Source organism: Photobacterium frigidiphilum (assembly GCF_003025615.1).
GTDB classification, from domain to species: Bacteria; Pseudomonadota; Gammaproteobacteria; order Enterobacterales; family Vibrionaceae; genus Photobacterium; species Photobacterium frigidiphilum.
The window spans coordinates 193,721-216,253 of sequence record NZ_PYMJ01000006.1 but is presented as its reverse complement, the minus strand read 5'-3'; the positions used below and the strand labels follow the sequence as shown (position 1 = coordinate 216,253).

The 22,533-nt window shown below is 39.3% G+C and carries 23 protein-coding genes; 16 read left to right on the top strand and 7 right to left on the bottom strand.

Going from position 1 to position 22,533, the window contains the following annotated elements; all coding sequences use genetic code 11:
• Positions 1–5: 5 nt before the first annotated feature.
• Positions 6–911 (top strand): manganese-dependent inorganic pyrophosphatase, encoded by a 906-nt coding sequence (locus tag C9J12_RS08635; RefSeq protein WP_107242325.1) that lies wholly within the window; start codon positions 6–8, stop codon positions 909–911.
• Positions 912–998: 87 nt separating this feature from the next.
• Here the strand turns inward: C9J12_RS08635 and C9J12_RS08630 are convergent, their stop codons facing one another.
• Both C9J12_RS08630 and cydH read right to left on the bottom strand, forming a co-directional pair.
• On the bottom strand, positions 999–2,306 hold the full coding sequence (locus C9J12_RS08630; protein WP_107242324.1) for a patatin-like phospholipase family protein: 1,308 nt from the start codon (positions 2,304–2,306) through the stop codon (positions 999–1,001).
• A 126-nt stretch (positions 2,307–2,432) separates the two neighbouring features.
• Positions 2,433–2,522 (bottom strand): cytochrome bd-I oxidase subunit CydH, encoded by a 90-nt coding sequence (gene cydH, locus C9J12_RS08625; RefSeq protein ID WP_041394124.1) that lies wholly within the window; start codon positions 2,520–2,522, stop codon positions 2,433–2,435.
• A 145-nt stretch (positions 2,523–2,667) separates the two neighbouring features.
• On the opposite strand from cydH, the gene C9J12_RS08620 reads away from it, so the two are divergent.
• The 4 genes from C9J12_RS08620 (at position 2,668) to C9J12_RS08605 (ending at position 5,766) form a co-directional block, all read left to right on the top strand.
• Complete coding sequence (locus C9J12_RS08620) at positions 2,668–3,267, top strand: hypothetical protein (protein WP_107242323.1); 600 nt, start codon at positions 2,668–2,670, stop codon at positions 3,265–3,267.
• A gap of 388 nt (positions 3,268–3,655) precedes the next feature.
• On the top strand, positions 3,656–5,137 hold the full coding sequence (locus tag C9J12_RS08615; RefSeq protein WP_107242322.1) for a sodium-dependent transporter: 1,482 nt from the start codon (positions 3,656–3,658) through the stop codon (positions 5,135–5,137).
• 2 nt (positions 5,138–5,139) lie between these two features.
• Positions 5,140–5,241, top strand: coding sequence for a MetS family NSS transporter small subunit (locus tag C9J12_RS08610; protein ID WP_006232190.1), 102 nt, complete (start codon positions 5,140–5,142; stop codon positions 5,239–5,241).
• A gap of 156 nt (positions 5,242–5,397) precedes the next feature.
• Positions 5,398–5,766 carry a VOC family protein gene (locus tag C9J12_RS08605; RefSeq protein ID WP_107242321.1) on the top strand — a complete coding sequence of 123 codons (369 nt, stop codon included), beginning with the start codon at positions 5,398–5,400 and terminating at the stop codon, positions 5,764–5,766.
• Positions 5,767–5,929: 163 nt separating this feature from the next.
• On the opposite strand, the gene C9J12_RS08600 is transcribed toward C9J12_RS08605, so the two are convergent.
• The 3 genes from C9J12_RS08600 to C9J12_RS08590 all read right to left on the bottom strand — a co-directional run bounded on the left by C9J12_RS08600 (position 5,930) and on the right by C9J12_RS08590 (position 10,151).
• Entirely contained in the window at positions 5,930–7,558 is a 1,629-nt protein-coding gene (locus C9J12_RS08600) for a BCCT family transporter (RefSeq protein ID WP_227876308.1), read from the bottom strand.
• Between the two features lie 99 nt (positions 7,559–7,657).
• Positions 7,658–8,812, bottom strand: a complete 1,155-nt coding sequence (locus C9J12_RS08595; protein ID WP_227876305.1) for a mandelate racemase/muconate lactonizing enzyme family protein — start codon at positions 8,810–8,812, stop codon at positions 7,658–7,660.
• On the bottom strand, positions 8,796–10,151 hold the full coding sequence (locus C9J12_RS08590) for an FAD-dependent oxidoreductase (RefSeq protein ID WP_107242319.1): 1,356 nt from the start codon (positions 10,149–10,151) through the stop codon (positions 8,796–8,798). The genes C9J12_RS08595 and C9J12_RS08590 overlap by 17 nt, the downstream gene beginning before the upstream one ends.
• Positions 10,152–10,308: 157 nt before the next feature.
• Here C9J12_RS08590 and C9J12_RS08585 point away from each other — a divergent pair, with 157 nt between their 5' ends.
• Positions 10,309–10,962 (top strand): GntR family transcriptional regulator, encoded by a 654-nt coding sequence (locus C9J12_RS08585; RefSeq protein ID WP_107242318.1) that lies wholly within the window; start codon positions 10,309–10,311, stop codon positions 10,960–10,962.
• A 341-nt stretch (positions 10,963–11,303) separates the two neighbouring features.
• Here C9J12_RS08585 and C9J12_RS08580 read toward each other — a convergent pair whose 3' ends face one another.
• Complete coding sequence (locus tag C9J12_RS08580; protein WP_107242317.1) at positions 11,304–12,254, bottom strand: LysR substrate-binding domain-containing protein; 951 nt, start codon at positions 12,252–12,254, stop codon at positions 11,304–11,306.
• Between the two features lie 119 nt (positions 12,255–12,373).
• Between C9J12_RS08580 and C9J12_RS08575 the strand changes: the two genes are divergently transcribed.
• From C9J12_RS08575 to C9J12_RS08545, 7 genes are all read left to right on the top strand, one after another.
• Complete coding sequence (locus tag C9J12_RS08575; protein WP_107242316.1) at positions 12,374–13,927, top strand: BCCT family transporter; 1,554 nt, start codon at positions 12,374–12,376, stop codon at positions 13,925–13,927.
• 1 nt (position 13,928) lies between these two features.
• Entirely contained in the window at positions 13,929–15,047 is a 1,119-nt protein-coding gene (locus C9J12_RS08570) for a mandelate racemase/muconate lactonizing enzyme family protein (protein ID WP_107242315.1), read from the top strand.
• A 561-nt stretch (positions 15,048–15,608) separates the two neighbouring features.
• On the top strand, positions 15,609–15,767 hold the full coding sequence (locus tag C9J12_RS31600; RefSeq protein ID WP_265416142.1) for a YrhK family protein: 159 nt from the start codon (positions 15,609–15,611) through the stop codon (positions 15,765–15,767).
• Between the two features lie 48 nt (positions 15,768–15,815).
• Positions 15,816–16,205 (top strand): GFA family protein, encoded by a 390-nt coding sequence (locus tag C9J12_RS08560; RefSeq protein ID WP_107242313.1) that lies wholly within the window; start codon positions 15,816–15,818, stop codon positions 16,203–16,205.
• A gap of 130 nt (positions 16,206–16,335) precedes the next feature.
• Positions 16,336–16,866 carry a GNAT family N-acetyltransferase gene (locus tag C9J12_RS08555; protein WP_107242312.1) on the top strand — a complete coding sequence of 177 codons (531 nt, stop codon included), beginning with the start codon at positions 16,336–16,338 and terminating at the stop codon, positions 16,864–16,866.
• A gap of 145 nt (positions 16,867–17,011) precedes the next feature.
• Positions 17,012–17,512 carry a hypothetical protein gene (locus tag C9J12_RS08550; RefSeq protein WP_107242311.1) on the top strand — a complete coding sequence of 167 codons (501 nt, stop codon included), beginning with the start codon at positions 17,012–17,014 and terminating at the stop codon, positions 17,510–17,512.
• A 41-nt stretch (positions 17,513–17,553) separates the two neighbouring features.
• Positions 17,554–17,934 carry a hypothetical protein gene (locus C9J12_RS08545; RefSeq protein WP_107242310.1) on the top strand — a complete coding sequence of 127 codons (381 nt, stop codon included), beginning with the start codon at positions 17,554–17,556 and terminating at the stop codon, positions 17,932–17,934.
• A 73-nt stretch (positions 17,935–18,007) separates the two neighbouring features.
• On the opposite strand, the gene C9J12_RS08540 is transcribed toward C9J12_RS08545, so the two are convergent.
• Positions 18,008–18,220 (bottom strand): DUF3653 domain-containing protein, encoded by a 213-nt coding sequence (locus C9J12_RS08540; RefSeq protein WP_227876304.1) that lies wholly within the window; start codon positions 18,218–18,220, stop codon positions 18,008–18,010.
• Positions 18,221–18,511: 291 nt separating this feature from the next.
• On the opposite strand from C9J12_RS08540, the gene C9J12_RS08535 reads away from it, so the two are divergent.
• From C9J12_RS08535 to panP, 3 genes are all read left to right on the top strand, one after another.
• Positions 18,512–19,024, top strand: coding sequence for a hypothetical protein (locus tag C9J12_RS08535; protein WP_107242309.1), 513 nt, complete (start codon positions 18,512–18,514; stop codon positions 19,022–19,024).
• 357 nt (positions 19,025–19,381) lie between these two features.
• A complete protein-coding gene (locus tag C9J12_RS08530; RefSeq protein WP_107242308.1) occupies positions 19,382–20,362 on the top strand; it encodes a DUF2860 domain-containing protein in 981 nt (326 codons plus the stop codon).
• 163 nt (positions 20,363–20,525) lie between these two features.
• Positions 20,526–22,175: a pyridoxal-dependent aspartate 1-decarboxylase PanP gene (gene panP, locus C9J12_RS08525; protein WP_107242307.1), complete on the top strand. Its 1,650-nt coding sequence runs from the start codon at positions 20,526–20,528 to the stop codon at positions 22,173–22,175.
• Positions 22,176–22,533 lie beyond the last annotated feature (358 nt).

Genomic DNA, 22,533 nt, shown 5'->3' with positions numbered 1-22,533 from the left:
ACATGATGATTCAAGTTGTAGGTCACAAAAACCCAGATAGTGATAGCATCTGTTCAGCTCTTGTAGGTGAAGCACTTCTTAAAGCTCGTGGTTTAGAAGCAAAAGCCGTTCGTCAAGGCGAGCTTAACCGTGAAACTCAGCACATCCTGAAAACTGCTGGTGTTGAGCAGCCAGAAATGTGTACTGGTGTTGCCGGTCAAAAAGTATGGTTAGTAGACTACACCGATCTTGCGCAAGCACCGGACGATATCGCAGAAGCTGAAATCGTAGGTATTGTTGACCACCACCGTTTGGGTGATGTGATGACAGTTAATCCATTAGAAGCATGGATTTGGCCTGTTGGTTGCACATGTACAATCATGTTTAACCTATTCAAGATGGAAGGTACTGAAATCACGAAGCCACTTGCAACATTAATGATGTCTGCAATTCTAAGTGACACAGTAGGTTTCGCCTCTCCAACATGTACTCAGAAAGATCGTGATGCAATTGCAGAGCTAACACCACTTGCTGGTGTTGAAGATCTTGACCTGTTCATCAAAGAGCTTCTAATCGCAAAAACTGACATTGAAGGTCTAACCGCTTCAGAGTTAGTTGAAAAAGATCTTAAAGCATACCCATTCAATAACCGTAATGTTGTTGTTGGTCAAATTGAGCTAGCAACACTTGAACAAGTTGACAGCATGATTGATGAGCTAAACGCAGATCTTCAACGTCGTTGTGACGAAGAAGGTTTAGCAATGGCAGCTCTAATGCTTACAGACATCACAACAAGTACGACACGCTTACTATTTAAAGGTGAGTGGAATGCGACATTAGACACATTCGCAGACAATGGCGTACTTACAATGGAAAATACGCTAAGCCGTAAGAAACAAGGCTGGCCTTGGCTACAAAAAGTACTTTCGTAATTTAGCTAAAGTATTAATTAATTCGAGTAGGGTAAAGTATTACTGTTTTATCCTCTCTAAAATAAAAACACAGCATTCGCTGTGTTTTTATTTATCACTTTTCAACGTTGTTTTTTCATTTAAAATATCGGCAAAGTGCTCTAAAAATTGACGCCCTATTACTTTCCCTTCTAGATAATCAACTTCTAGATCATCTTCACTACTCAGCAATGCACGACTTTTTAAGCTACTTTCAGGTGCAATTTGAATGACCTTCAAACCTTCAGGAAGATTAACTAAAAACGCATTTAAATCATTATATGTATAATAGTAACGCCTTAGCATATCCATCACTTCCGCACTTTTACTTTTTCCTGCCATTGATAAAAACCGTTCAATATTATTTGAAGCAAACAATGACCAATAAGGTGATTTGCTTTCATGAATAAGCTTTTCTTTATCGCTGCTCGTCGTATTTATCTTTTCTCTATCATTGAGTTGGTCAAATTTATTCATCATATCGAATACGCTCATATTACGATAATGACTATCTTCATTATTAACGCGAGTTTCTTTCCATGATTCAAATCGCAGGGTTAAATCGCTATGTATATTTTTAATTTTATCCATTGGTTCATTAAGGCTTAGCTTCTCAATATACTGCGGAAGTGTTGCTTCTATTCTTTCTCGCCAATCATCAAATACACCAGGTGACTTTTCAGCACTACCGTCTGAACTGGTTTGTATCAGATCTTCATTAATCGGCTCTGTTCTTATCACAACAACTAACTCAGCCCCTTGCCTCCACGCTTCTTTCACCGGTACAGCAGCAGCAACACCACCATCAACCCATTCAAGATCATTGATATTCACTGGCTGATTATAAAGAACCGGAATAGCACAAGTAGCACGTAATACTTCTCGCCAGTTTTCTTGATACATAGGAAGGTAAATATCTTGAAGGGTATCTTTACGCGTTGCACATGCATAAGCATTACGGTGAATTAATGTCTTACGTGCTTGCTGAAAATCAAGAGGAGTATCGCCACCCGGTGAAATAGCTTGTAACGCCCAATCAAGATTTAGTGGCTTTTGTTGGCTAAGGTATTTATAAAGGTTAAAAAATTCATCATTCGTCGTGTAATTAACAATGAAGTTATAACTGTAGTTAGGCTGGCGACTAAGAAAAGAAGATACCGTCAAGGCGCCAGCAGATGTGCCAATATACAGTTCAAAAGGGTCAAAACCGGCTTCCAAAAATGCATCAAACACACCCGCAGTGAATACTCCTCTTTGACCTCCACCTTGAACAACTAAAGCAATTTTCTTTCGACGCGACTGAGCAATCTGCGTCGAAAATTCGTTAATAGTATGTAAATCAATAGAGCTCAAGCTAAACGGCAGATGATTCGACATATTCCCTCTACAAAAAACTCACCAGAAATCATTGTAGTAAGAATATCATTCCATGTTTAACGTAAACGGAACGACAAACACAAAACATTAACTATTATTAATAAGTTACATATTTATCGCACAATATTACGCGCCAATTGCGGTTAATCCAAACCCAATCAGAATAGCAAAAACCACACCCGTTGTAATAAGTGCAAATTTTAGATCAGCTTCCATATCCCACATCCTTTTCGAACCAACTAGTTAACATATTATTAACTATAGTTTAGGGTGACTTCAAGATCCTTATCAATTTATAAGCACGTTTTTAAGATAGCTGTCACAATTAAACCCACAATTCTAAAGGATATAGGGAAAATGTATGAAACCATCAACGATTAGTACCTTAGTGTTAGGTATCATCGCATTTTTTTCCTCCCAAGTAGCCGCAGAGTACCCTGTACATATCACACCTTTTGTTGGTTATACATTTTCTGGTGATGTAACGGATGAAAATGGCATAAATATTCAGCCTGAAAACGACCTTCATTTTGCACTATCTGTTGAAACCGATGTTGACCCAGGAAGAGTTGGCTTATTTATTAGCTACTTACCCACAGAGACACAAGATTTTAAAAATGATACCTCTTTTACATACCTTCATTTTCAAAGCTCTCTCCGTTTCGAACTAATCCCTAGAATTGACACCTACTTTGGAGCCAGTTTAGGAGGTACTTTCGTAGATGCCGACTGGTCTGATAACAGTCTTTTATTCTCTGCTGGTCTGTTTGGTGGTGCCGAATACAAATTGCATAAAAATGCAAAAATTGTTTTTGAAACTCGATGGTTAGCAAACTTTGTAGATAGCAATACATCTTCAATCTGTACCCTGCCAACGGGTGATGAAACCTGTAAAATTCACGTAGACTCGAAGCTATTAAGTCAATTTCAAACAAATCTAGGACTTAGTTTTACCTTCTAAAAGGCAGGGCTAAAAGTTATGTAATATGGCTGATATTTTGCAAATCAGCCGCTACCTGCTAGTTTTCGCTTATTTTGCAGTCATTTTTACAACCATTATAAAATAAAATAAAACACTGCAAAATGAGCGATAGACAGTGATTAACTTCAATTATCAACCCGCCAACCGCCCTATTCAACAATCATTAGAGTAAAAAACCAAACGTTAACACCTTTATGGCAGGTTGTTAACAAAGGCACACTCTATTGATTTACATATTATCTCTGGTTAATCTCAACTCATCAGCGTGGCTTATCAAACCAGATGTCACGACTTAGGATTCTGATTTAGAGAATAAATCTCTAAGAATATTTAGTTTCATAGTGATTAAGTACATAAGGAGATGTTTATGAAGCGAGAACAATGGGGCTCTCGTCCCGGTTTTATCTTGGCAGCGGTTGGTTCAGCCATTGGCCTAGGTAACATTTGGCGATTCCCATACATGGCTTACGAGAATGGCGGCGGCGCATTTTTTATTCCTTACCTTTTCGCCATGATTTCAGCCGGTATTCCATTTATGATTATGGAATTCGCTTTAGGTCATAAACTTCGTGGTGCTGCACCTCGTGCTTTTTCTAAGCTAGGTGTAAAACTTGAGTGGCTTGGTTGGTTCCAAGTATTTATTGCTGCGGTTATTGCTGTTTATTATGTCGCAATTATCGGTTGGGCAATTTCATATTTAGGGTACTCGTTCACACAAAGTTGGGGGGCCGATACTAATGCCTTCTTCTTTAGTGAATACCTACAGCTAGGTGAAAATTCACCAAGTAAGCTAGGCAATTTGCAAATGCACATTGTTCTACCAATGGTATTAGCTTGGGGTATCACTTTTGCAGCAATCTTTACCGGTATTAAAGGCGGTATCGAACGCGCAAGTAAAATAATGATGCCTCTTCTATTCCTTATGGTTATAGGCTTAATTACACGTGTTGTTTTCCTACCTGGCGCACTAGACGGTGTTAACTACCTATTCGAACCAGACTTTAGCAAGATCACAGACCCTACGGTTTGGTCAGCAGCATATGGACAGATATTCTTCACGTTGAGTGTCGGTTTTGCCATCATGATTGCTTACTCAAGTTACTTGCCAGAGAAATCTGACATTAATAACAACGCATTCATGACTGTACTGATTAACTGTGGTTTCTCTATTACTTCTGGTGTGCTTATTTTCGCAGTATTGGGCTATATGGCTCAAGACCAAGCGAAACCAATAACGGAAGTTGTAACAGCAGGTGTAGGTTTAGCGTTTGTTACTATTCCAGCGGCTATTAACCTACTACCAGCACCGTATATTCTTGGACCACTATTCTTCTTGGCGCTTGTTGTTGCCGGTTTGAGTTCACATATCTCAATCATTGAAGCAGTAACGTCAGCCGTTATTGACAAGCTGAACTGGTCACGTAAGAAAGCAGCTTCTGTTGTTTGTGGTGTAGGTTTTGCCGTATCAATGGCATTTGCAACGAATGGCGGTCTACTGCTACTTGACCTAGTTGATTACTTCATTAACAACGTTGCACTACTTGCAAGCTGTCTAGTTGAACTTATCGTTATCGGTTGGTTGCTTAAGATTTCAGATATTCGCGATTACGCCAATGATATCTCTGACTTTAGCATTGGTAAGTGGTTCGAAATTTGTATCCGCTTCATCAGCCCAATAATGCTTGCGGTAATTCTTGCAACGAATCTTTGGAAAACATTCAACGAAGGTTACGGTGGTTATGAAATGTCTGACCTACTGATGCTGGGTTGGGGTTTGGTTGCTGCAATGTTTGTTGTCGCGGTTATCATCAACGTAACATCTAAATCACCAAGCCAACAGGAGGGTTAATTATGACTACAGGTGCAATTATAATGATGCTGTTTGGTTTTGGTATCACATGGGGCGGCGCAGCATACTGCATCTCCATTGCGATGAAAAAGAATCAAGAGTAATTCAGACATACGTAACAGCTAGAAAATAAATAAATGCCAATCAATTCGTTGATTGGCATTTTTGTTTTATCTTCACGTTACGCCCTCTTCTTTCTATTTCAATAATCAAGTTTGTTACTAGAATTTTAAGACAACATTAGTGCACAAGGAAGTAAGATGATAAGTCACATAGATCATATCGTTCTAACCGTTTCTGATATTGAAGTCACGTTGGGTTTCTACCGTCGAGTGCTACTTATGGAGGAAATAGCCTTCGGCAATGGACGCAAAGCACTAAAGTTTGGCGCTCAAAAAATCAATCTGCAAACACTAGGCCAAGAGCCAAGAAATAGAGCCCAAGTCGGCTCTGGTGATTTGTGCCTTATTACACAGTGGAACTTAAAAGAAGTAATTACTCACCTAATGAGTGAGAATGTAAAAATAGTAGAAGGTCCAGTAAGCAAATCAGGCGCTGTAGGAGAAATTGAGTCAGTATACTTTTTGGATCCAGATGAAAATTTGATAGAAATAAGCGTTTACAAGTAGTAGATAACAATCCGTTTTACTGACTCATCAAACGTCTGTTAATTCCCTCCATCATTTGGTCAGTGGTGGCCAAATTTTTTAATAACACTTCAATAATAACAACCCTAGGAAGAGCTAGAGTTGTTATTATTAGTAGAACAGTTAACACTGTGCCTATTATTTTCTATCCCTGTTGGTAGCTTTCTGCTGAAGCACCCTCAACATGTTCTGGCATTTTCTGTTCTTCTTCGACTTCAAGCTCAAGTTTATGCATGGCCTGAATTTCCATCACAGTAAGATGTGAGTAGTCTTCACGCATATAGCCAACGGTTTTATATAGCATATAAGAAGTTAACAGCAGAATCGGCAATGCAAAAATTAATATTGCTGATTGCATTGACTGTACGGGGGCATTAACCGTAATGAAGATTGTCGGTAATGCAACAATAATTAAGCACCAAAATATTTTTAAGTATGTAGACGGATTATTATTTTCATCGAGTTCTTTCTGAGTATTACATGCAACGGCAAATACAGAGCCATCAAGCGTCGTAACCAACAACAAGAACGTTGAAATAATGAACACCACTAGAATTACAGATGAAAGAGGTAAGGTATCAAGCGCCTTAACAATTGCTTCACTAGCTTGACCTTCAGAGACCATCTTGCCAATTTCAACTTTCCCGTCAAGCTGAGTCTTCATCATAAAAGAGCCAACAATCGAGAAAAGTGCTGCAATACCAGCAGTACCACCACCAATCATACAGATAATAACTTCACGGATAGTACGGCCTTTAGATACCTTAGTAACAAAGACACACATCAGCGGGATGAAGATCATCCAGTACGCCCAGAAATACGCAGTCCAAGACTGGGGGAACTTGGCCTGATTTATCGCATCAGTATACAAACTCATTTTAATAAAGTTCTGAGCCCAAATTGCAATGGACGAACTTGTATTTTCAAGGATGAATTGAGTCGGACCAAAAATCAAAATATATAATGCTAAAGCAACAACAAAATAAGTACCATTATTACTTATTTTCTGCATCCCTTTCTCTATACCAAAGAAAGAACTCGCTATTAATAACGCAGCCACAATAACAAGCATTGATAATTTCAAAGTTAAACTATCCGAAATGCCAAAAAGTAAAGAAACGGCAGCAGATATAATGGGAACCCCAAGAGACAACACTATGATCAATCCAAAAATTAATGCAATTGGATACATAACATCAATGACACGACCGACAATCTTTGCTGTCGTCTTATTTTTGATCATCGACATCACGACATCACTAATTTTGAGTGAGCGGTTTTTTCTGATATAGAAAGAATACATAACCGGAATTGCTGTAATAGCGTAGATAGCCCAAGCAATGATCCCCCAGTGATGAAGGCTATAGGTAACCGCCCATTCAGCCGCAGTGACCGAGCCAGCTTCAATCGCGAAAGGTGGTGTCTTGATATAATAAGACCACTCGAGGAAGGCCCAGTAAACTGTCCCAGAGCCCACTCCGGCTAATGCCATCATAGCAATATAAGAAAATGTAGAGAATTCAGGTTTCTCATTTCCCATCCGGATGTGACCATATTTACTAAATACAAAAAAGGCAGCAAGAATAACAAGCCCAAATGCGTACCAAAGAATTGGGGTACCAAAATTATATGCAATCAGTGTAAATATATTACCAGCAATCTTGATTGCTTGATCAGGGTTAGTTAAAAAGAATATTGATATTACAGATACAATAGCTAGTGAAGTAATGATACTGAATCTGTCAAAGTTACTACTTCCTGTCGTACTTTTCATCACGTCTTGTCCCATTTATTAGTAAAATCACTTCCACATTGTTTCAGTTGAAATATATGGAAGCGTAATTTCCATTGCTAACTAGAGTTATTGTTATAATTATTCGAAAATATAATGGCCTATCGCATTTTCACGGATAACATCCCAGTCCATCTCAATACCAAGCCCAGGTTTTTCTGGAGCATGAACATAACCATCTTTGTCTGTTCTAATAACGTTTTTGGAACCTAGCTCGAAGTTCTCGTATGGGTAAGCCTGTTCAAAAAATCGGCAGTTATTATGAGCCAATGCTACATGTAAATTGGCCGCCTGAGTAATGGTGTAACCCCAGCTTTGTATCTCTAAGTTTTTGCCATGAGCTTCGGCAAGCGCAAAACACTTGTTCAATGGCGTAATGCCACCACAAACCGTTGCATCCTGACGAACGTCAGACCATAGGTTATTTGCCAGAGCAAAAGCAACTTCCTGAAGAGTCAGAAGGCAATTACCATGACTAGAGATTTCCAGATTGGTTTCTTTAACAAGGCGCTGATAGCTTGCATAGTCATAATCAGATACAGGCGCTTCATACCATGCCCAATTGTACTCATCCAGCAATTTCGCCATATTCAACGCTTCTTGCTGATTGTAGAAAGTCGCGGTATCGAGCATCAGCGCAATTCCAGAATCTTGGTAACGTTCCTGTATGGCTTTAACCAACTTAAGATCTTTTTCATAGACACAATAGCAATGCAGCTTGATGGCCTTAAAACCATGGTCGATACAACCATCAATGAACGGGAAGTACTCTTCCACAGTATCAAACATGGGCGTAGAGGCATAAGAAAGCATTTTGTTACGTGCACCACCAAGCATCATGTACAACGGCATACCTGCTTTCTTTCCTTTGATGTCCCAGGCAGCAATATCAATTGGAGATTTAGCTATCAAGCCACCCCATGAGCAACGATTCATCAGCCAGGTATTGATTTCCTCGGTCATCAGAGCATTCTTGCCAATCAGCCCCGGAACAATGGTTCGCATCGCCTCTAAGATGCAGCGGTCGTAATCATTTTCGGTGTAGCTGATAGTCGCACCAACACCTTCTAAACCATCTTCGGTGATCAGACGAACAATGTTGTTAGTGTACAATAGTGGTTCTTGGTTATCGGCCCACGGCAGGCTCTCAGCATTACGATCTGCAACCGCGTATATTTCAACTCGCTTAATGATGGACTCTTTCATTACCTTTCCTCGGTTATAGTTTGCTGCCATTGGCAATCATTTCCTTGCGAACCTCATCAACAGAGATGTCGCGAATTCGAGTATTTTCATTGATAGCTTTTACTGCTGCGATTCCCGCTGCATGCCCGTACTCAAAACATTGTGCAGTAACGCGCGCAGAGGCAAGCGCTTCATGTTCAGCACTGAGGCACCTGCCAGCAACAATGATGTTTTCACCAACAACAGGAACTAACGTGTTAAACGGTACGTCATAATAATCATCAATCAACCAATGCAACTTCGGTTTGTCGCCTGAATGCAACTCAATTGGCCAAGGTGTTCGACAGATACTGTCCCCCCGCTTGCGGCAGTTGACGACATCGTCATTGCTAAGCATTTCAACTCCCACGATAGAGCGAGTTTGACGAATACCGACCTCAATACCTGTATCTACAACGTAAGAGGTCTCGCATCCTGGTACATAATTGTTGAGGAACTTTGCGTAACCACGAACCTGACGGCGACCAAAGACTTCGGCTTCGGTGAAATCTTTAGGATCGATAACGTTCAACATCCGGCCATCCTGTCCCGCCAGACGCGTTGCATTAACCATCAGCTCACCCGGACGAGTCGTCGGGAAAATCCAGATTTTATGGCGAGGAAGATCGTATTCACCTTTTTGGTTCGCCGACAGAATATTCTCTGTAACTTTCGGCGGGCAAATAGTGTCATCACCATAGTATTCAAGGTATTTATCCATATCGACACCAGCAATACGAAAGAACATGGTAGGGTTTTGGATACGACCATCATCGCCAAAATAATGATCCATCCCTGCCCGAGCAATGACTGCGGCATCACCAGATGCATCCACAATCATCTTGGTAAGGATCACGCTCTGACCAGCGTTTGATTCAATCACAACCCCTTCAAATGTATCACCATCCATAATCACACCTGTAACGGCAGTATGAAATAAGGTGGTAACGCCAGCATGCTCAAGGAAATCATCCGCAACTTCACGCCATATCAAAGGGTCATGAGTCACAGTATAGGTTTTGCCATAGCGCTGAGGCCCAGTCACTCCGCCTTTGTCAGCCAGTGCCTGACGAAAGCGCTCGGTAAAACCAAAAACAACCTGCTCGGGCTGTGTATCAGGGTCGTCACTTGCCATATACATTCCACAGATGGTACCTGATAGCCCCGCCACTGCCGCGCCACCACAGAATCCGTATTTTTCAATCAGCCAAGTGTTCTTGCCCATGCGTCCCGCAGTTTCCGCAGCTGCTACACCTGCAGCGCCACCTCCAATCACCAGGACATCAACTTCAGCCAATACCGGCAAATCCGGAACAGCCTCAAAGCGGCGAACAATTTTCCAATCTTTCATTACTACCTCACTAATAGACAACTAATAGATAACTGATAGTCATCTGATATATCAGCTGTGTGTCTTGAATATATTCTTGATCTTTGTGTGATACAATGGCAATTGTCCTGATCGTGAGATCGCTCACTAAAATATTGCCTGAAGGAATAAGACAACAATGACTATGGGTTCGGTAAATAAGACAGAGGTTGCATACAATCAATTAGAACGTATGATTATTTTTCGTGAACTGGAGCCTGGAAGCATGGTCAGCGAAAAACAACTCGCTGAAAGCTTAGGTCTTGGCAGAACACCAGTAAGGGAAGCGTTGCAGAGATTGTCTTATGAACGGATGGCAGAAATTCACCCTCGTCGCGGGATTCAAATTCCAGCAATATCTATAGAAAGCCAACTTAAAATCCTAGAAGTCCGCCGAGATATTGAAGCGCTGTGTGTTAGCTATGCTGCATCTCGTGCAACGGTACAAGAAAAGCAACAAATGCTCGAACTGGCGTCGAGTCTGGAAGAGTGTGCAAAAAATAAAGATGATTACACATATGCAGGGCTTCTAAAGCAAATCCATACATTATTAGTAAAAGCAGCAAGCAATGAATATCTGCAGCTTGCGATGGCTCCACTACAAGGATTATCACGTCGGTTCTGGTTTGCCTACAAAAATGATACGTCTGATCTAACTGAAGCTTCATCCTTACACGCGACAGTACTAAGAGCAGTAAGCCACACTGATACAGAAGAAGCTGTGGCAGCATCACATCGACTGAATGACTACTTGACCGATATGGCATTTCGAAGCCTGACCGTCAGGAAGTAGTTATTTGCAAGCCAGTCTGTTTAATATTGGTTTTAATAAACCCGCTATAAGCGGCAGGGTTTTCATTGCTCATCAGCATTGAAAATAAGATAGATACGATCTTATGTTGTTGCTGCATAGCCGTCCATATAGACAGTTGGGACTATAAAACACCAATTTTATACGCGACGAGAGGCTTTCGATAGCTCTACTCTACCCAACCCGTTCAGATATGGTCAAATCATCCTTTTGTCAGTTCAGGGGGAATACCGCTCATTTTTTTAGCGTTCCCTCTAATTTTTGAAGCGATACCCTGACCCATTCCACCACTAAAGTAGAAAATGACAACCCACTTCACTAGCTCACCTAACGTCTGTTGTTTCCTCCCAACAGTTTGTATCAGTATCAAAGCTTAGGGAAATCTTTGTTAGAAAATTAATAAAGCCGATAGCTTCTTTCGATAACACGGTATTTTTGCGAGTGAGAATGTAGTAAGCCTTATGATGCCTTACATGAAGCTCAGGAAAGGGAAGAATCAAATCATTTCGCTCAAGATGTTCTTTAACGAGTTCATAACCACAAAGAGCAACACCAAGCCCTGCCATAGCCATGGACATCACTGCATCTGACTCACCGGCTACATGTCCTTTCTTTATATCTATACCCTGTACTGGATGGTGCTTATGCCAATATTGCCAGTCGGTTGTATCCCTTTCATGAATAAGTACAGCTTTAGATAAATCAGAGGTAGTTACAAGATTATGTTCTTTGGCGTATTGTGGAGAACATACAGGAACATAATTTAATCCAAGCAGAAATTGCGCATCAAAACCATCCCAACTACCTTCACCCCATTTTATTGCTAATTCAGTTTCCGGTAGAAAATCTAGATGATGAGTCGTTAATACCTGCCTAACTAATACATAATTATGTTTATTTAGAAACTCGATTAAGTATTTACTAATAAATAATCGGCTAAATACAGGTTCAGTTTCAATATTTAAATTATAGCTATTAGAGTTTTCATTAAACTCATCAACAATATTTAGTAATGCATTAAATGGCATATTTATTTTCTCATATAAACGCTCTCCATCCTCAGTCATTACAACTTTTCTTGAGCTTCTAAAAAAAAGTTTGGTTTTTAATAATGATTCTAACTTTGATACTTGTTGGCTTATGGCTGGTTGAGTGAGATGTAACTCACGACTTGCCAATGTAAAACTTTGCTTATCCGCAACAGCTTTAAAGGCCATAAACCAGGAAAGATGCGGGACACGAGATACATACTTATTGCTAACTGGGTCATTCATAACGAAACGTTATAGATCTATAATATTATGTTGGTTGATGATACGTAACAGGTGGTTAAAAATCCACACCGAAGAATAAAAAGACTTAATCCATAACGTGTGTTTATTTGAGGTGTGAAATGTTAGATAACTCTGTGGTGCTACAACAGGATGAAATTCCTGCTGCAAAAAATGATAAAACGCTCATATCAATTAGTTTAGTATTTGTCTTCATTACAATTGCTTTGTTAATGATGTATCCAGACAGTTCTCAGGTAATGGCAAAGTCAATGTTCCATGGCTTAACCAGTAATATTGGCTCAATGGTTCAATTATTTGGGTTCATTGCGGTTTGTGTTGTTCTGTATGTTGGCACGAGTAGATTTGGAACAATTAAATTAGGAGAGGGAACGCCAGAATATTCAGATATGAGTTGGCTGTTTATGTTTATATGTGCAGGGTTAGGTTCCGCAACCATGTACTGGGCATTTATGGAGTGGGCTTATTACTACAATAATACTGGTTTAAATATTTCAGGACATACCAATGAATCTTTAAGGACGAGTCTGTCTTATGTTTTCTTTCATTGGGGAATAACACCATGGGCAATTTATGCTCTAGCTTCAATTACTATGGCTTATCATTTCCATGTAAATAAAGCGAAAGGTTTAAATCTGTCATCACTCGTTTCTTCTATCCTCAATTTAGATGAAAATAGTAACGTGAGCCGTATTATTGGCCGCACCTTAGACCTGACATTTTTATTTGCCACCTTTGGCGGTCTGATCCTAACCACTACCATTACCATTGGAACAGTCTCAACCGGATTTGCTTCGTTATTTGGTATTGAAAATACCTTCCTTCTCAAAGCGGTATTATTGGCATTTGTAACTCTTACCTTTACCTTAAGTTCTTACATCGGTATCAGCGAAGGTTTACAAAAAATCGCTCACATGGCCTGTGGTATGACATTCGTATTCGGTCTGGTTGTGCTATTTTTGGGTGACACTACATTTATTATCGATTTCTTCGTTAACTCTCTGGGACTCAGCTTGTCAAACTTTGTTGAAATGAGTTTGTTCACCGATGTCACTAATAATGGCACCTTCAACAAAGATTGGACAGTGTTCTACTGGTTGTATTGGATTACATATACTCCTGGCGTATCTATTTTCGTTACCCGTATTTCTAAAGGACGTACTATTCGTCAGGTCGTCTTCGGCTTAATTGCAGGTGGCTGTGTTGGTTGCTGGTTCTTCTTTGGTAGCTTGAGTGGTTATGCCGTTGATATGTTTAATTCAGGAGCCATTAATGTTCCTGAAATTTTAACGTCAACGAGTGGTGACTTAGCTATTGCTCAATTAATTAGCAATTTACCTATGGGAACTTTCCTTTCCATATTCTATTTCTTGTTGATGATGGTATTTCTTGCCTCTCATCTTGATGCCACGGCTTATACCGTTGCAGCAGTGAGCACAAAAGATTTACAACAAGGACAAGATCCTGAACGTTCTCTACGTCTTTTCTGGTGCATAATGTTGAGTCTGCTACCGCTTGCTATGCTTTATATCAATGCATCCCTATCGACTTTAAAAACAGCTGTAACTCTAACAGCAGCACCTTTTATCGTAGTCTTGATTCTTTGTATTTTTGGGTTAAAGAAATTCTTATCAAACCATAACTTTGGGAAATAAAATGAAAATCACCGATATTGAAGTTATTCACCTTCGCGTTCCTCGTGAGAATGAGGTTTGTACTTGGGGGGAAGATGCCGTCATTGTTAAAGTAATTACTGATAGCGGAATTGTCGGGATTGGAGAAGCAGATTCATCACCATCGGTGATAAAGGCTTGTATCGAGACACCGAACTCAAACTTATATTGTTATGGCCTTAAGTCATTGTTACTTGGCGAAAATCCTCTGGAAATAGAGCGCTTATGGAATAAAATGTATTGGGGATCGAACTACATGGGACGCCGTGGTGCAGGTATACATGCTATTAGTGCGATTGATATCGCGCTGTGGGATATTGCTGGCCAATATTACAATGTACCTACCCATACCCTACTTGGGGGAAAATACCGAGAGAAAATTCAAGCATACGGCACTTTCATTCCTGCTGATCGCCCTGAAGATAACCGTGAAATTGCTCTGAAGTTAGTACAACAAGGTTTTACTAGTATTAAATTCGGTGGTGGTGTTTTTGGTGATAATCCTGACGTTGATTATGAGATTGTTCGTCATGTTCGAGAAGCAGTAGGTGATGAAATTGAAGTACAAATTGACTTGGCTTCAAAGTGGGGAACTTGTGGTCATGCGTTAGAAATGTGTCGCAGGTTAGAAAAATTTAATCTCAACTGGATTGAGGAGCCAGTATTAGCTGATAACTTAAGTAGCTATGCCAAGTTATCATCGAAAGTATCGCAGAAAATCGCAGGTGGAGAGTCTTTAACCACGCGTTACGAGTTCAGTGATTTCCTCGAAAAATCTCATGTTGATATTGTACAGCCCGACATCACACGTTGTGGTGGTATCACTGAGATGAAAAAGATCTACGATTTGGCGCAAATGCATGGTACTCGTTTGATTCCACATGGTTTCAGTACTGGAATTTTACTATCTGCATCGGTTCACTTTCTTGCAGCTTGTGAACACGGCACCATGATGGAATATTCACAGAGTGATAGCCCATTATTTACAGATTTAGTCACTAATAAATTACCGTTTGAAAATGGATATGTATCTGTATCTGATATGCCTGGTCTCGGTATTGAACTCAACGAAGATCTAGTCGCTAAATACTTAGTTAATTAGCATCTAATTTAGCATTACTGAAAATAAGAACAGCCGCTTGTTAAGTAACGAGCGGTTTTGTTGCGATATCTTTCGTGTTTAACTCGAGCTGGTGAATATGTTCAGCATTCACTTGAATCAGACTACTGTTCTCTCCATCGTGAAATGATGAATAAGTGAACCATAGTTTTAGCACCAACGTAATCGATGATTCAACCTTCAAGTATTAAAACCTCTAAGACTTCGAGCATTACTATTGATGAATTGAGCATTTCGTCAACATTTCTTATGTTTTGTTCAGACATAATCAATCAAAACCACCAGCACTCATAATTATTGTATGTAAGCAGTTTAAGCGAGAAGTGGTAAGTACAACACAGTAGGCGTCTACAAGTTTTGCGATACACGCAGAATACTGTGTCCAGCTTCGTTAGCCATTCCTAAATGATAATTGGGATTAGACATGATAAATATACCAAATAAAGGACCCATCGAAATCGACTTAGGCCAGAGCACATTATAATCCAACAACGTTACGAAGCTGCTGGTGCCTTCAATGACTTACTTATTGCCGTCTGGTTTTTGATTGGTAGCTTTTTTTTCCTTTATGACAATCTTGTTACAGATGGCACATGGCTATTCATTGCTGGTAGTGCTCAACTTTTGACCAAACCAATAATCAAACTTGCCAGTTTGATACATGTCAACCGAACGCGAAAAAAATGGCTTAATTGCAAATAACTTGATAAGTAATTCTACCCTCGGGCAGTAATGATAATGGAGTATCAAATGTATAAAGGATCTTGTCTATGTGGCGCTGCTAAATTTGAAGTTTCAGGTGCTCTTGAAACAACAGATGCTTGCCATTGTAATCAGTGTCGAAAATGGACTGGGCACTTTTTAGCTAGTGCTGAGGTGTCGCGTGATTCATTATCAATTTATGGTTCTGAAAACTTATCTTGGCATCACTCATCAGAAAAAGTTAGACGAGGATTTTGTTCTAAGTGTGGTTCATCTTTGTTCTTTGATCCCCTTGATACAGACAAACACCATTGGATAGGCATATCTCTAGGGGCATTTGATACGCCAACAGGAACAAATCTTGGGCAGCATATCTTTGTTGCAGAAAAGGGAGATTACTATGAGATCACAGATGGTCTTCCTCAAAATGATCACTAAAAAAATCATCCAGACAAACATCAAGTTGACACATTTTACTCCGCAGTTTTAGTATGGAATTCAATGCGCTTGGTGAGTTAGCCGTAGCGCAATTTATATTCGGCGTTATAAGCACAAGGAGTTAGCTTTAGTGGAAAATTCAACAATAAAACTTGTTCCTCCATCAATGGAACGAGCCCATTCAATGCTTGAGGCAATCATTGAAAGTGAACACGAATTACGTCAGTTTCTTCCATGGGTAGATTATGCTCTTACTGAATCTGACTCAATAACAAATACCCAAGAGGCTATTAAGAATTTTGAAAATTTCACTGGCGAGCTTCGATATTCAATAATACGGAAATCAGATGACTATTTCCTAGGGGCTGTAGGTTTAATTATCAGAGATAAATCTGTTCCGTTTTTTGAAATTGGCTACTGGCTAAGAACAAGTGAAACAGGAAAAGGTTATGTGTCCGAAGCTATAGCTTTGCTTGAAAAATACGCTTTCGATGAATGTGGAGCAAACCGTGTTGAAATAACAGCGGCCTCAACAAATCTAAATAGCCGTTCTGTCGCTGAGCGATGTGGCTATCAACTCGATGCGAAGCTCGTGAATGCACGCCGTTTACCATCAGGAGAACTATCCGATACTATCGTATATTCAAAGACTGACTTATAACAATCAAGATAATGCGTTTTACTCGCAGTAGTTAGGTGTTGGTGATACTACCCCACCCCTTAATACGGGAAAGGTTTGACATACACTAACAACCAACACAGTCTTTGGATGTAATGACGATATTAATAATTAGATAAGGTACTAAATGGACAATTTACAATTATTAATTTCAATTATAGCGCTGTTTGTTTCAGGTTTAGCGTTATTTATTGGTTCCAAGAATTATTGTCGGTTGAAAGAGCTTGATGATAAGAACGAATACAAAGACAAGCGCATTTTGTCTCAAGAGTGTTTAGGTGAAGTTAAAGAGTTAATTGAAAGAATAACTTTAGAAACTGAAGAGTTATTTGTTCGTCGTAATAATTTTGATTTGCTTGATTCTCAATATATTGGTTCTTATGGCTTCCAGAAGGCACTTAACGAGTTTGATGGACACATTCGAGTAGTGCAGACACAACTCACTAAAACAAAAACAATTTATGGAAACCTGAGTAACTATGTAAAGCTTGATGATAAAGAAGCCTTTGATGAATGCTTAAATGCCAAAAATGAAATGAAAAACATATATTTAATCTATGTTAAGCATTACTCAAAAGCTAAGTCTCAGGTTGATTGTATTGAGCGACTGGCTAAGTTTCAAAAATAAAATTCGCAATAAAATCAATGCGTTAATTTTTTGAGGGTTATATGAAGAACATCGTACTATTGGCAGCAGTTTTATCACTACCCGTACAGGCAAGTTGCTTTGTCATTGGTGATCTTAAAGGGTACTCGGTAAGACAGAATGATAAGTTCATAATTGACAAAGACGGCATATCGTCGCAAAAATTTATTGTTGAAATAAACGGTGAACAAAGTAGCGTATCCCCAAACAATATGAACTGTTTTCAAGCTGGCTCTTTGACACTAATCTGTGCTGATATTCGTGACAGTGGTGAATCAACCATTGAAACTTGGGCAATATACCCTACTCATAAAAAAGCAGTTTATACAAAATCAATTAATGGTTTTAATGAATTTAATGGTGCCAATATGTTTGTTGGTACAATTAAGGGGACTTGTAACTAAACAGTTCAAATGTATAGAACTGTTTTGTATACACTAACAGCCTTCGTTCAAAGGGCTGCTAGCGTAGTCACTATCAATTTTTTAGTGTCATTCTCAATGCCCTTGCCGTTTTCATAATTAGTGATAGGTTGTGGCTATCCTGCTCTGCGCCTATTTCTAATATCGCAGTACCTTTTAATACTTTCTTAGAAGAGATACTCAATCCGTTAGGTGAAATTAAGTGTTCTTTGGCAATTCTCCACCCTATCCAGCTTTCGCTTATACCTACTTCTCTTCCTGTGTACATTCTCATTAGCCGTTTACATTCCGGTGGTATCTCTTGACCTCCATCCCATCGCGTGATGGTTTAAAACATAATGCGCACCTAGGGTATTAGACTCATTTAGAAGTGTCACATTGTTGAATCATCAGAGTCTATGAAATGTGATGCCTTGCAAGTTTACTCATTATAGAAGTGACAAAAATTAAGTAGATTCAGGATGAATGAATCATTCTGATAAAGAATCGTTTTCTTTATCACAATCATCTCGTTACAATTGGTACATAAAAACAAACATTGATCAATCAAGGATAGGCAATGAAGTTATCTGCTGTAATTCTTTCACTCGTACTTCTTCCAACAACGGCACTAGCATCAACAACTAGCTGTGAAAGCGACAAATACCACCAGTATGTCGATGCATCATTAAGCTGGTATCAGAGTTTGGTTGATTTGAGTATTAAACAAGATGAAAGCCTTAAAGAAGTGGGTGACTGGTTTTTAGCTGGTCGAAAGCATCACTTTGAATTAAATCGTGAAGCGGTTGATTGGTACTTAGAAAACGATAAAACCAAACTTGACCTTACCCAATCGGTTGAATCTTGGTTACAGCTAACTCAGCAAGACGTTAAAAAACTGTCAACACAACAAGATGAGCTTGGTCGTTATGCAAAAAAAGCATTTGATGACCGCCAAAGTACGCCTCATAAGAAAAACTATGAGCTACGCAGTGCCTTTGCTGACTTACTGACCCACCCTGTCAATATTGATAAGCCTCTGAATGCTTACAATGAAGAAATGACGAAAATTGCAGCTATCGAGTGTAATTAGCACGATTAGTCGTTACGTTATTTAATTGCTGAAATATAAAAACCCGCGACTTCGTTGTCGCGGGTTTTTTATTTACTCATATATACCCAACCTTAAGCTGTTCGTTTCAGCGAGAATCCTGCACCTTGAGGTGACTTGGGTATATAAGCATTAATTATCATTAACATCTTAATTATTCAGCTATGTTTTTGATATAATGTTAAATTTGTCATTTAACATTATATTGACATAGCGTATTCTTGCTTTGCGTATAAGAGCAGCACAAAGTAAAATTCAACTTGCATACTCTGTATGCCATATAAAAATATACGTTATATACCTTTTTATTTAACAGCATTGTTTTTCACAGGAGTGGTAATGAAGCCTCTTTCTATGGGTCTGCTTCTCGCAATGACCTCGACATCAGTTTGGGCTAATCCTTTAGCTCAGTGGGAGCAAGGATTCAGCGGCGATATTTCATTGCTTACGGGTTTTAGCAACACTAAATCACAATTCAATACCGATATTAAATCAACACCCTCTCTAGAAAGTTCTGGTGAATCTGATACTAAAGCACTTATCGCCCCGCTAGGTGCGATTCAATATACCTTCGCTTCAGATAAACAAGTTTTCATGGGTACTAGCCGATCTGATTTGGCATTAGGTCGTTTCCACATTGAGGCAGGTTACCGTCAATTATTCGAGGGTAATGGCATGGTGAGCTTAAGCTATGTACCTGGCATTATTGGGACTGAAACATGGGAAGACCCTTTTTTAGTAAATGAAAATCGAACTAAAACAGACACAAAAATTAAAGGGTTCCGTTTTCAATACAAAAATATACTGGGTTCTAACTTCTCAATGGAGACTTCTGTAGGGCAGCAAGAAATTGATTCTGAAAAAAGTGGTCAAAAACAAAACTTATCAGAAACAGAAATAGCCTCATTAGATCGTGAAGGAGACATCATTTATTTAGAGGGGGCTTACCGCCAATCTATCGCTCGAGGGCGATTCTTACGTGGTGCGTTAAACTATACCCGATTTGATGCTGATGGCGACGCGATGTCATATGATACCTATGGTGCACAGCTTAGTATTATACAGATGTTACCTAGCTCTAGCCTCGCACTAACGTTTGGCTATAAAAATGCACAATACGAAGCAGAGAACCCTGTATTTGATGAAAAGCAAAAAGATGACCTTTGGAGTGTCTTTTTAGCGTATGAATACAATGAGCCTTTTGGTTGGACAAATTGGGGACTAGTATCATTGATTGGTTATAACACAACAGACTCCAATATCAATTTCTACAACGAAGACACCCTAATGGCCACTGTGGGTATCAACTATAAATTTTAATATCAAAACATCAAAATAGTTAATTGGTGTAACTATATCGATGATCTTGAAGGTTTTTATGTGAACAGTTAGTAGCAAACATAGAAATATTTCGAGACATCGATGCCAATTTCTATTAAATTAGCATCAATTTGCCGAAGTTAATCAAAAGTAACAAGTCATTATGGCAGTGGATAATAGAAAAGCCGATGCGACTTTAGAGTCATTACATCGCATTTTTACGGTGCCGGAAGCACCTGAATCAACCCTAGGGCTGATCGAGCAAAAAATCTCACAAAACCTAAATGAATTTTTGGGTACGCATATTGCCGCGCGCGAAAAGCCGCTTATAGAGATTGAAAAGGATTTCTCATCTGCTGACATTCCAGAAAATCCTAGTTTTGTATCCGATCACACTCAATTTTTGCTGACTAAGCTTGTTGCTCAGTCGGTTCATACGTCTGCGCCAAGCTTTATTGGCCACATGACGTCTGCCCTACCGTATTTTTTGATGCCGCTATCAAAAATTATGATCGGTCTAAACCAGAACTTGGTGAAGATTGAAACCTCAAAAGCATTCACTCCCCTAGAACGCCAAGTTTTAGGCATGATGCACAACTTAATCTTCAATGAAGAGACAAGTTTCTATCAGCAGTGGATGCACAGTGCAAACCATTCATTGGGGGCTTTTTGTTCTGGCGGCACAATTGCCAATATTACCGCACTTTGGGTAGCACGAAACAATGTGTTAAAGCCAGATGGTGAATTTAAAGGCGTGGCAAATGAAGGTCTATTCCGTGCAATGAAGCATTACGGATATGATGACCTTGCAATACTTGTCTCTGAACGTGGTCACTATTCACTAAAAAAAGCAGCTGATGTCTTAGGTATTGGCCGTGATTGTCTTATTCCAATAAAAACGGATGACAATAACCGAATCCGAGTTGATGATCTAACTGCTACCCTCCAATCCTTAAAAGAAAACAACATTAAACCATTCGCTATTATTGGTGTGGCTGGCACAACTGAAACGGGAAATATTGATCCGCTAGACGAGTTAGCCGATATTGCACAAGCGCATGATTGTCATTTCCATGTCGATGCTGCTTGGGGCGGTGCGACCTTAATGTCGAACAAATACCGCTCTTTATTGAAAGGCATCGAGCGAGCAGATTCGATTACTATTGATGCGCACAAGCAACTGTACGTACCAATGGGGGCAGGCATGGTTATCTTCAAAAACCCAGCTTTGATGACATCAATTGAACATCACGCTGAATATATTCTTCGTAAAGGCTCTAAAGATTTGGGTAGCCATACTTTAGAAGGTTCACGTAGTGGTATGGCAATGCTACTGTTTGCAAGCTTGAATATTATTAGCCGACAAGGCTATGAAATGTTGATCAACAACAGTATTGATAAAGCAAAACATTTCGCAAATATGATTAAGCAAGAACCCGATTTTGAGCTAATTACCGAACCGGAATTATGCTTGCTCACCTATCGATATGTTCCCGCAGAAACGCAGCAAGCACTAACGATTGCGAATGCCGAAGATAAACATCTATTACATGATGCACTTAATGACCTTACGAAATTTATTCAAAAGCGTCAGCGTGAATCTGGTAAATCTTTTGTGTCACGTACGCGTTTAACACCTGAAAAGTGGGACCACAAAATTACAACCGTTTTCAGAGTTGTACTGGCGAACCCACTAACGACGGATAACATTTTGCAAGATGTTTTAATCGAGCAAAAAGAACTCGCGAAAGAAAGTGTACATAGCCTGCCACGTTTGTTGACTTTAACTAAACGTATTTTGGCAAATAACTAGCTATCAATTATACCCTGCGACCTCAAATATAAACCTCAAACAGTCTGAAAATTTCAGGCTGTTTTGGATATTACACTCTCAATTCTAATCAAATTCCCCCATCAACAGTCTGCATTATTTATCGATATATAATGCTATATTTCAATAATGTCATAACCGTAACATTTCGAATTATTTAGCTGTTACCATAATAATACGCATGTTAATGAATCGATATTTTGTGTAACTGCACCGTAAAGTTCATCGTAAAAAAATCAAAATCACAGCAGCATCATTTGGATTATCTATTAATGCTCTAAAAACATACAGTTAGTATTTATTCCTAAATTCAACAAAAGTTGATTGAAATCAACTAAAG

Excerpts from the sequence above, each read along its gene's own strand:
- C9J12_RS08635 (WP_107242325.1), top strand. The coding sequence starts at position 6 with ATGATTCAAGTTGTAGGTCACAAAAACCCAGATAGTGATAGCATCTGT.
- C9J12_RS08630 (WP_107242324.1), bottom strand. The coding sequence starts at position 2,306 with ATGTCGAATCATCTGCCGTTTAGCTTGAGCTCTATTGATTTACATACT.
- cydH (WP_041394124.1), bottom strand. The coding sequence starts at position 2,522 with ATGGAAGCTGATCTAAAATTTGCACTTATTACAACGGGTGTGGTTTTT.
- C9J12_RS08620 (WP_107242323.1), top strand. The coding sequence starts at position 2,668 with ATGAAACCATCAACGATTAGTACCTTAGTGTTAGGTATCATCGCATTT.
- C9J12_RS08615 (WP_107242322.1), top strand. The coding sequence starts at position 3,656 with ATGAAGCGAGAACAATGGGGCTCTCGTCCCGGTTTTATCTTGGCAGCG.
- C9J12_RS08610 (WP_006232190.1), top strand. The coding sequence starts at position 5,140 with ATGACTACAGGTGCAATTATAATGATGCTGTTTGGTTTTGGTATCACA.
- C9J12_RS08605 (WP_107242321.1), top strand. The coding sequence starts at position 5,398 with ATGATAAGTCACATAGATCATATCGTTCTAACCGTTTCTGATATTGAA.
- C9J12_RS08600 (WP_227876308.1), bottom strand. The coding sequence starts at position 7,558 with ATGAAAAGTACGACAGGAAGTAGTAACTTTGACAGATTCAGTATCATT.
- C9J12_RS08595 (WP_227876305.1), bottom strand. The coding sequence starts at position 8,812 with ATGGCAGCAAACTATAACCGAGGAAAGGTAATGAAAGAGTCCATCATT.
- C9J12_RS08590 (WP_107242319.1), bottom strand. The coding sequence starts at position 10,151 with ATGAAAGATTGGAAAATTGTTCGCCGCTTTGAGGCTGTTCCGGATTTG.
- C9J12_RS08585 (WP_107242318.1), top strand. The coding sequence starts at position 10,309 with ATGACTATGGGTTCGGTAAATAAGACAGAGGTTGCATACAATCAATTA.
- C9J12_RS08580 (WP_107242317.1), bottom strand. The coding sequence starts at position 12,254 with ATGAATGACCCAGTTAGCAATAAGTATGTATCTCGTGTCCCGCATCTT.
- C9J12_RS08575 (WP_107242316.1), top strand. The coding sequence starts at position 12,374 with ATGTTAGATAACTCTGTGGTGCTACAACAGGATGAAATTCCTGCTGCA.
- C9J12_RS08570 (WP_107242315.1), top strand. The coding sequence starts at position 13,929 with ATGAAAATCACCGATATTGAAGTTATTCACCTTCGCGTTCCTCGTGAG.
- C9J12_RS08560 (WP_107242313.1), top strand. The coding sequence starts at position 15,816 with ATGTATAAAGGATCTTGTCTATGTGGCGCTGCTAAATTTGAAGTTTCA.
- C9J12_RS08550 (WP_107242311.1), top strand. The coding sequence starts at position 17,012 with ATGGACAATTTACAATTATTAATTTCAATTATAGCGCTGTTTGTTTCA.
- C9J12_RS08545 (WP_107242310.1), top strand. The coding sequence starts at position 17,554 with ATGAAGAACATCGTACTATTGGCAGCAGTTTTATCACTACCCGTACAG.
- C9J12_RS08540 (WP_227876304.1), bottom strand. The coding sequence starts at position 18,220 with ATGTACACAGGAAGAGAAGTAGGTATAAGCGAAAGCTGGATAGGGTGG.
- C9J12_RS08535 (WP_107242309.1), top strand. The coding sequence starts at position 18,512 with ATGAAGTTATCTGCTGTAATTCTTTCACTCGTACTTCTTCCAACAACG.
- C9J12_RS08530 (WP_107242308.1), top strand. The coding sequence starts at position 19,382 with ATGAAGCCTCTTTCTATGGGTCTGCTTCTCGCAATGACCTCGACATCA.
- panP (WP_107242307.1), top strand. The coding sequence starts at position 20,526 with ATGGCAGTGGATAATAGAAAAGCCGATGCGACTTTAGAGTCATTACAT.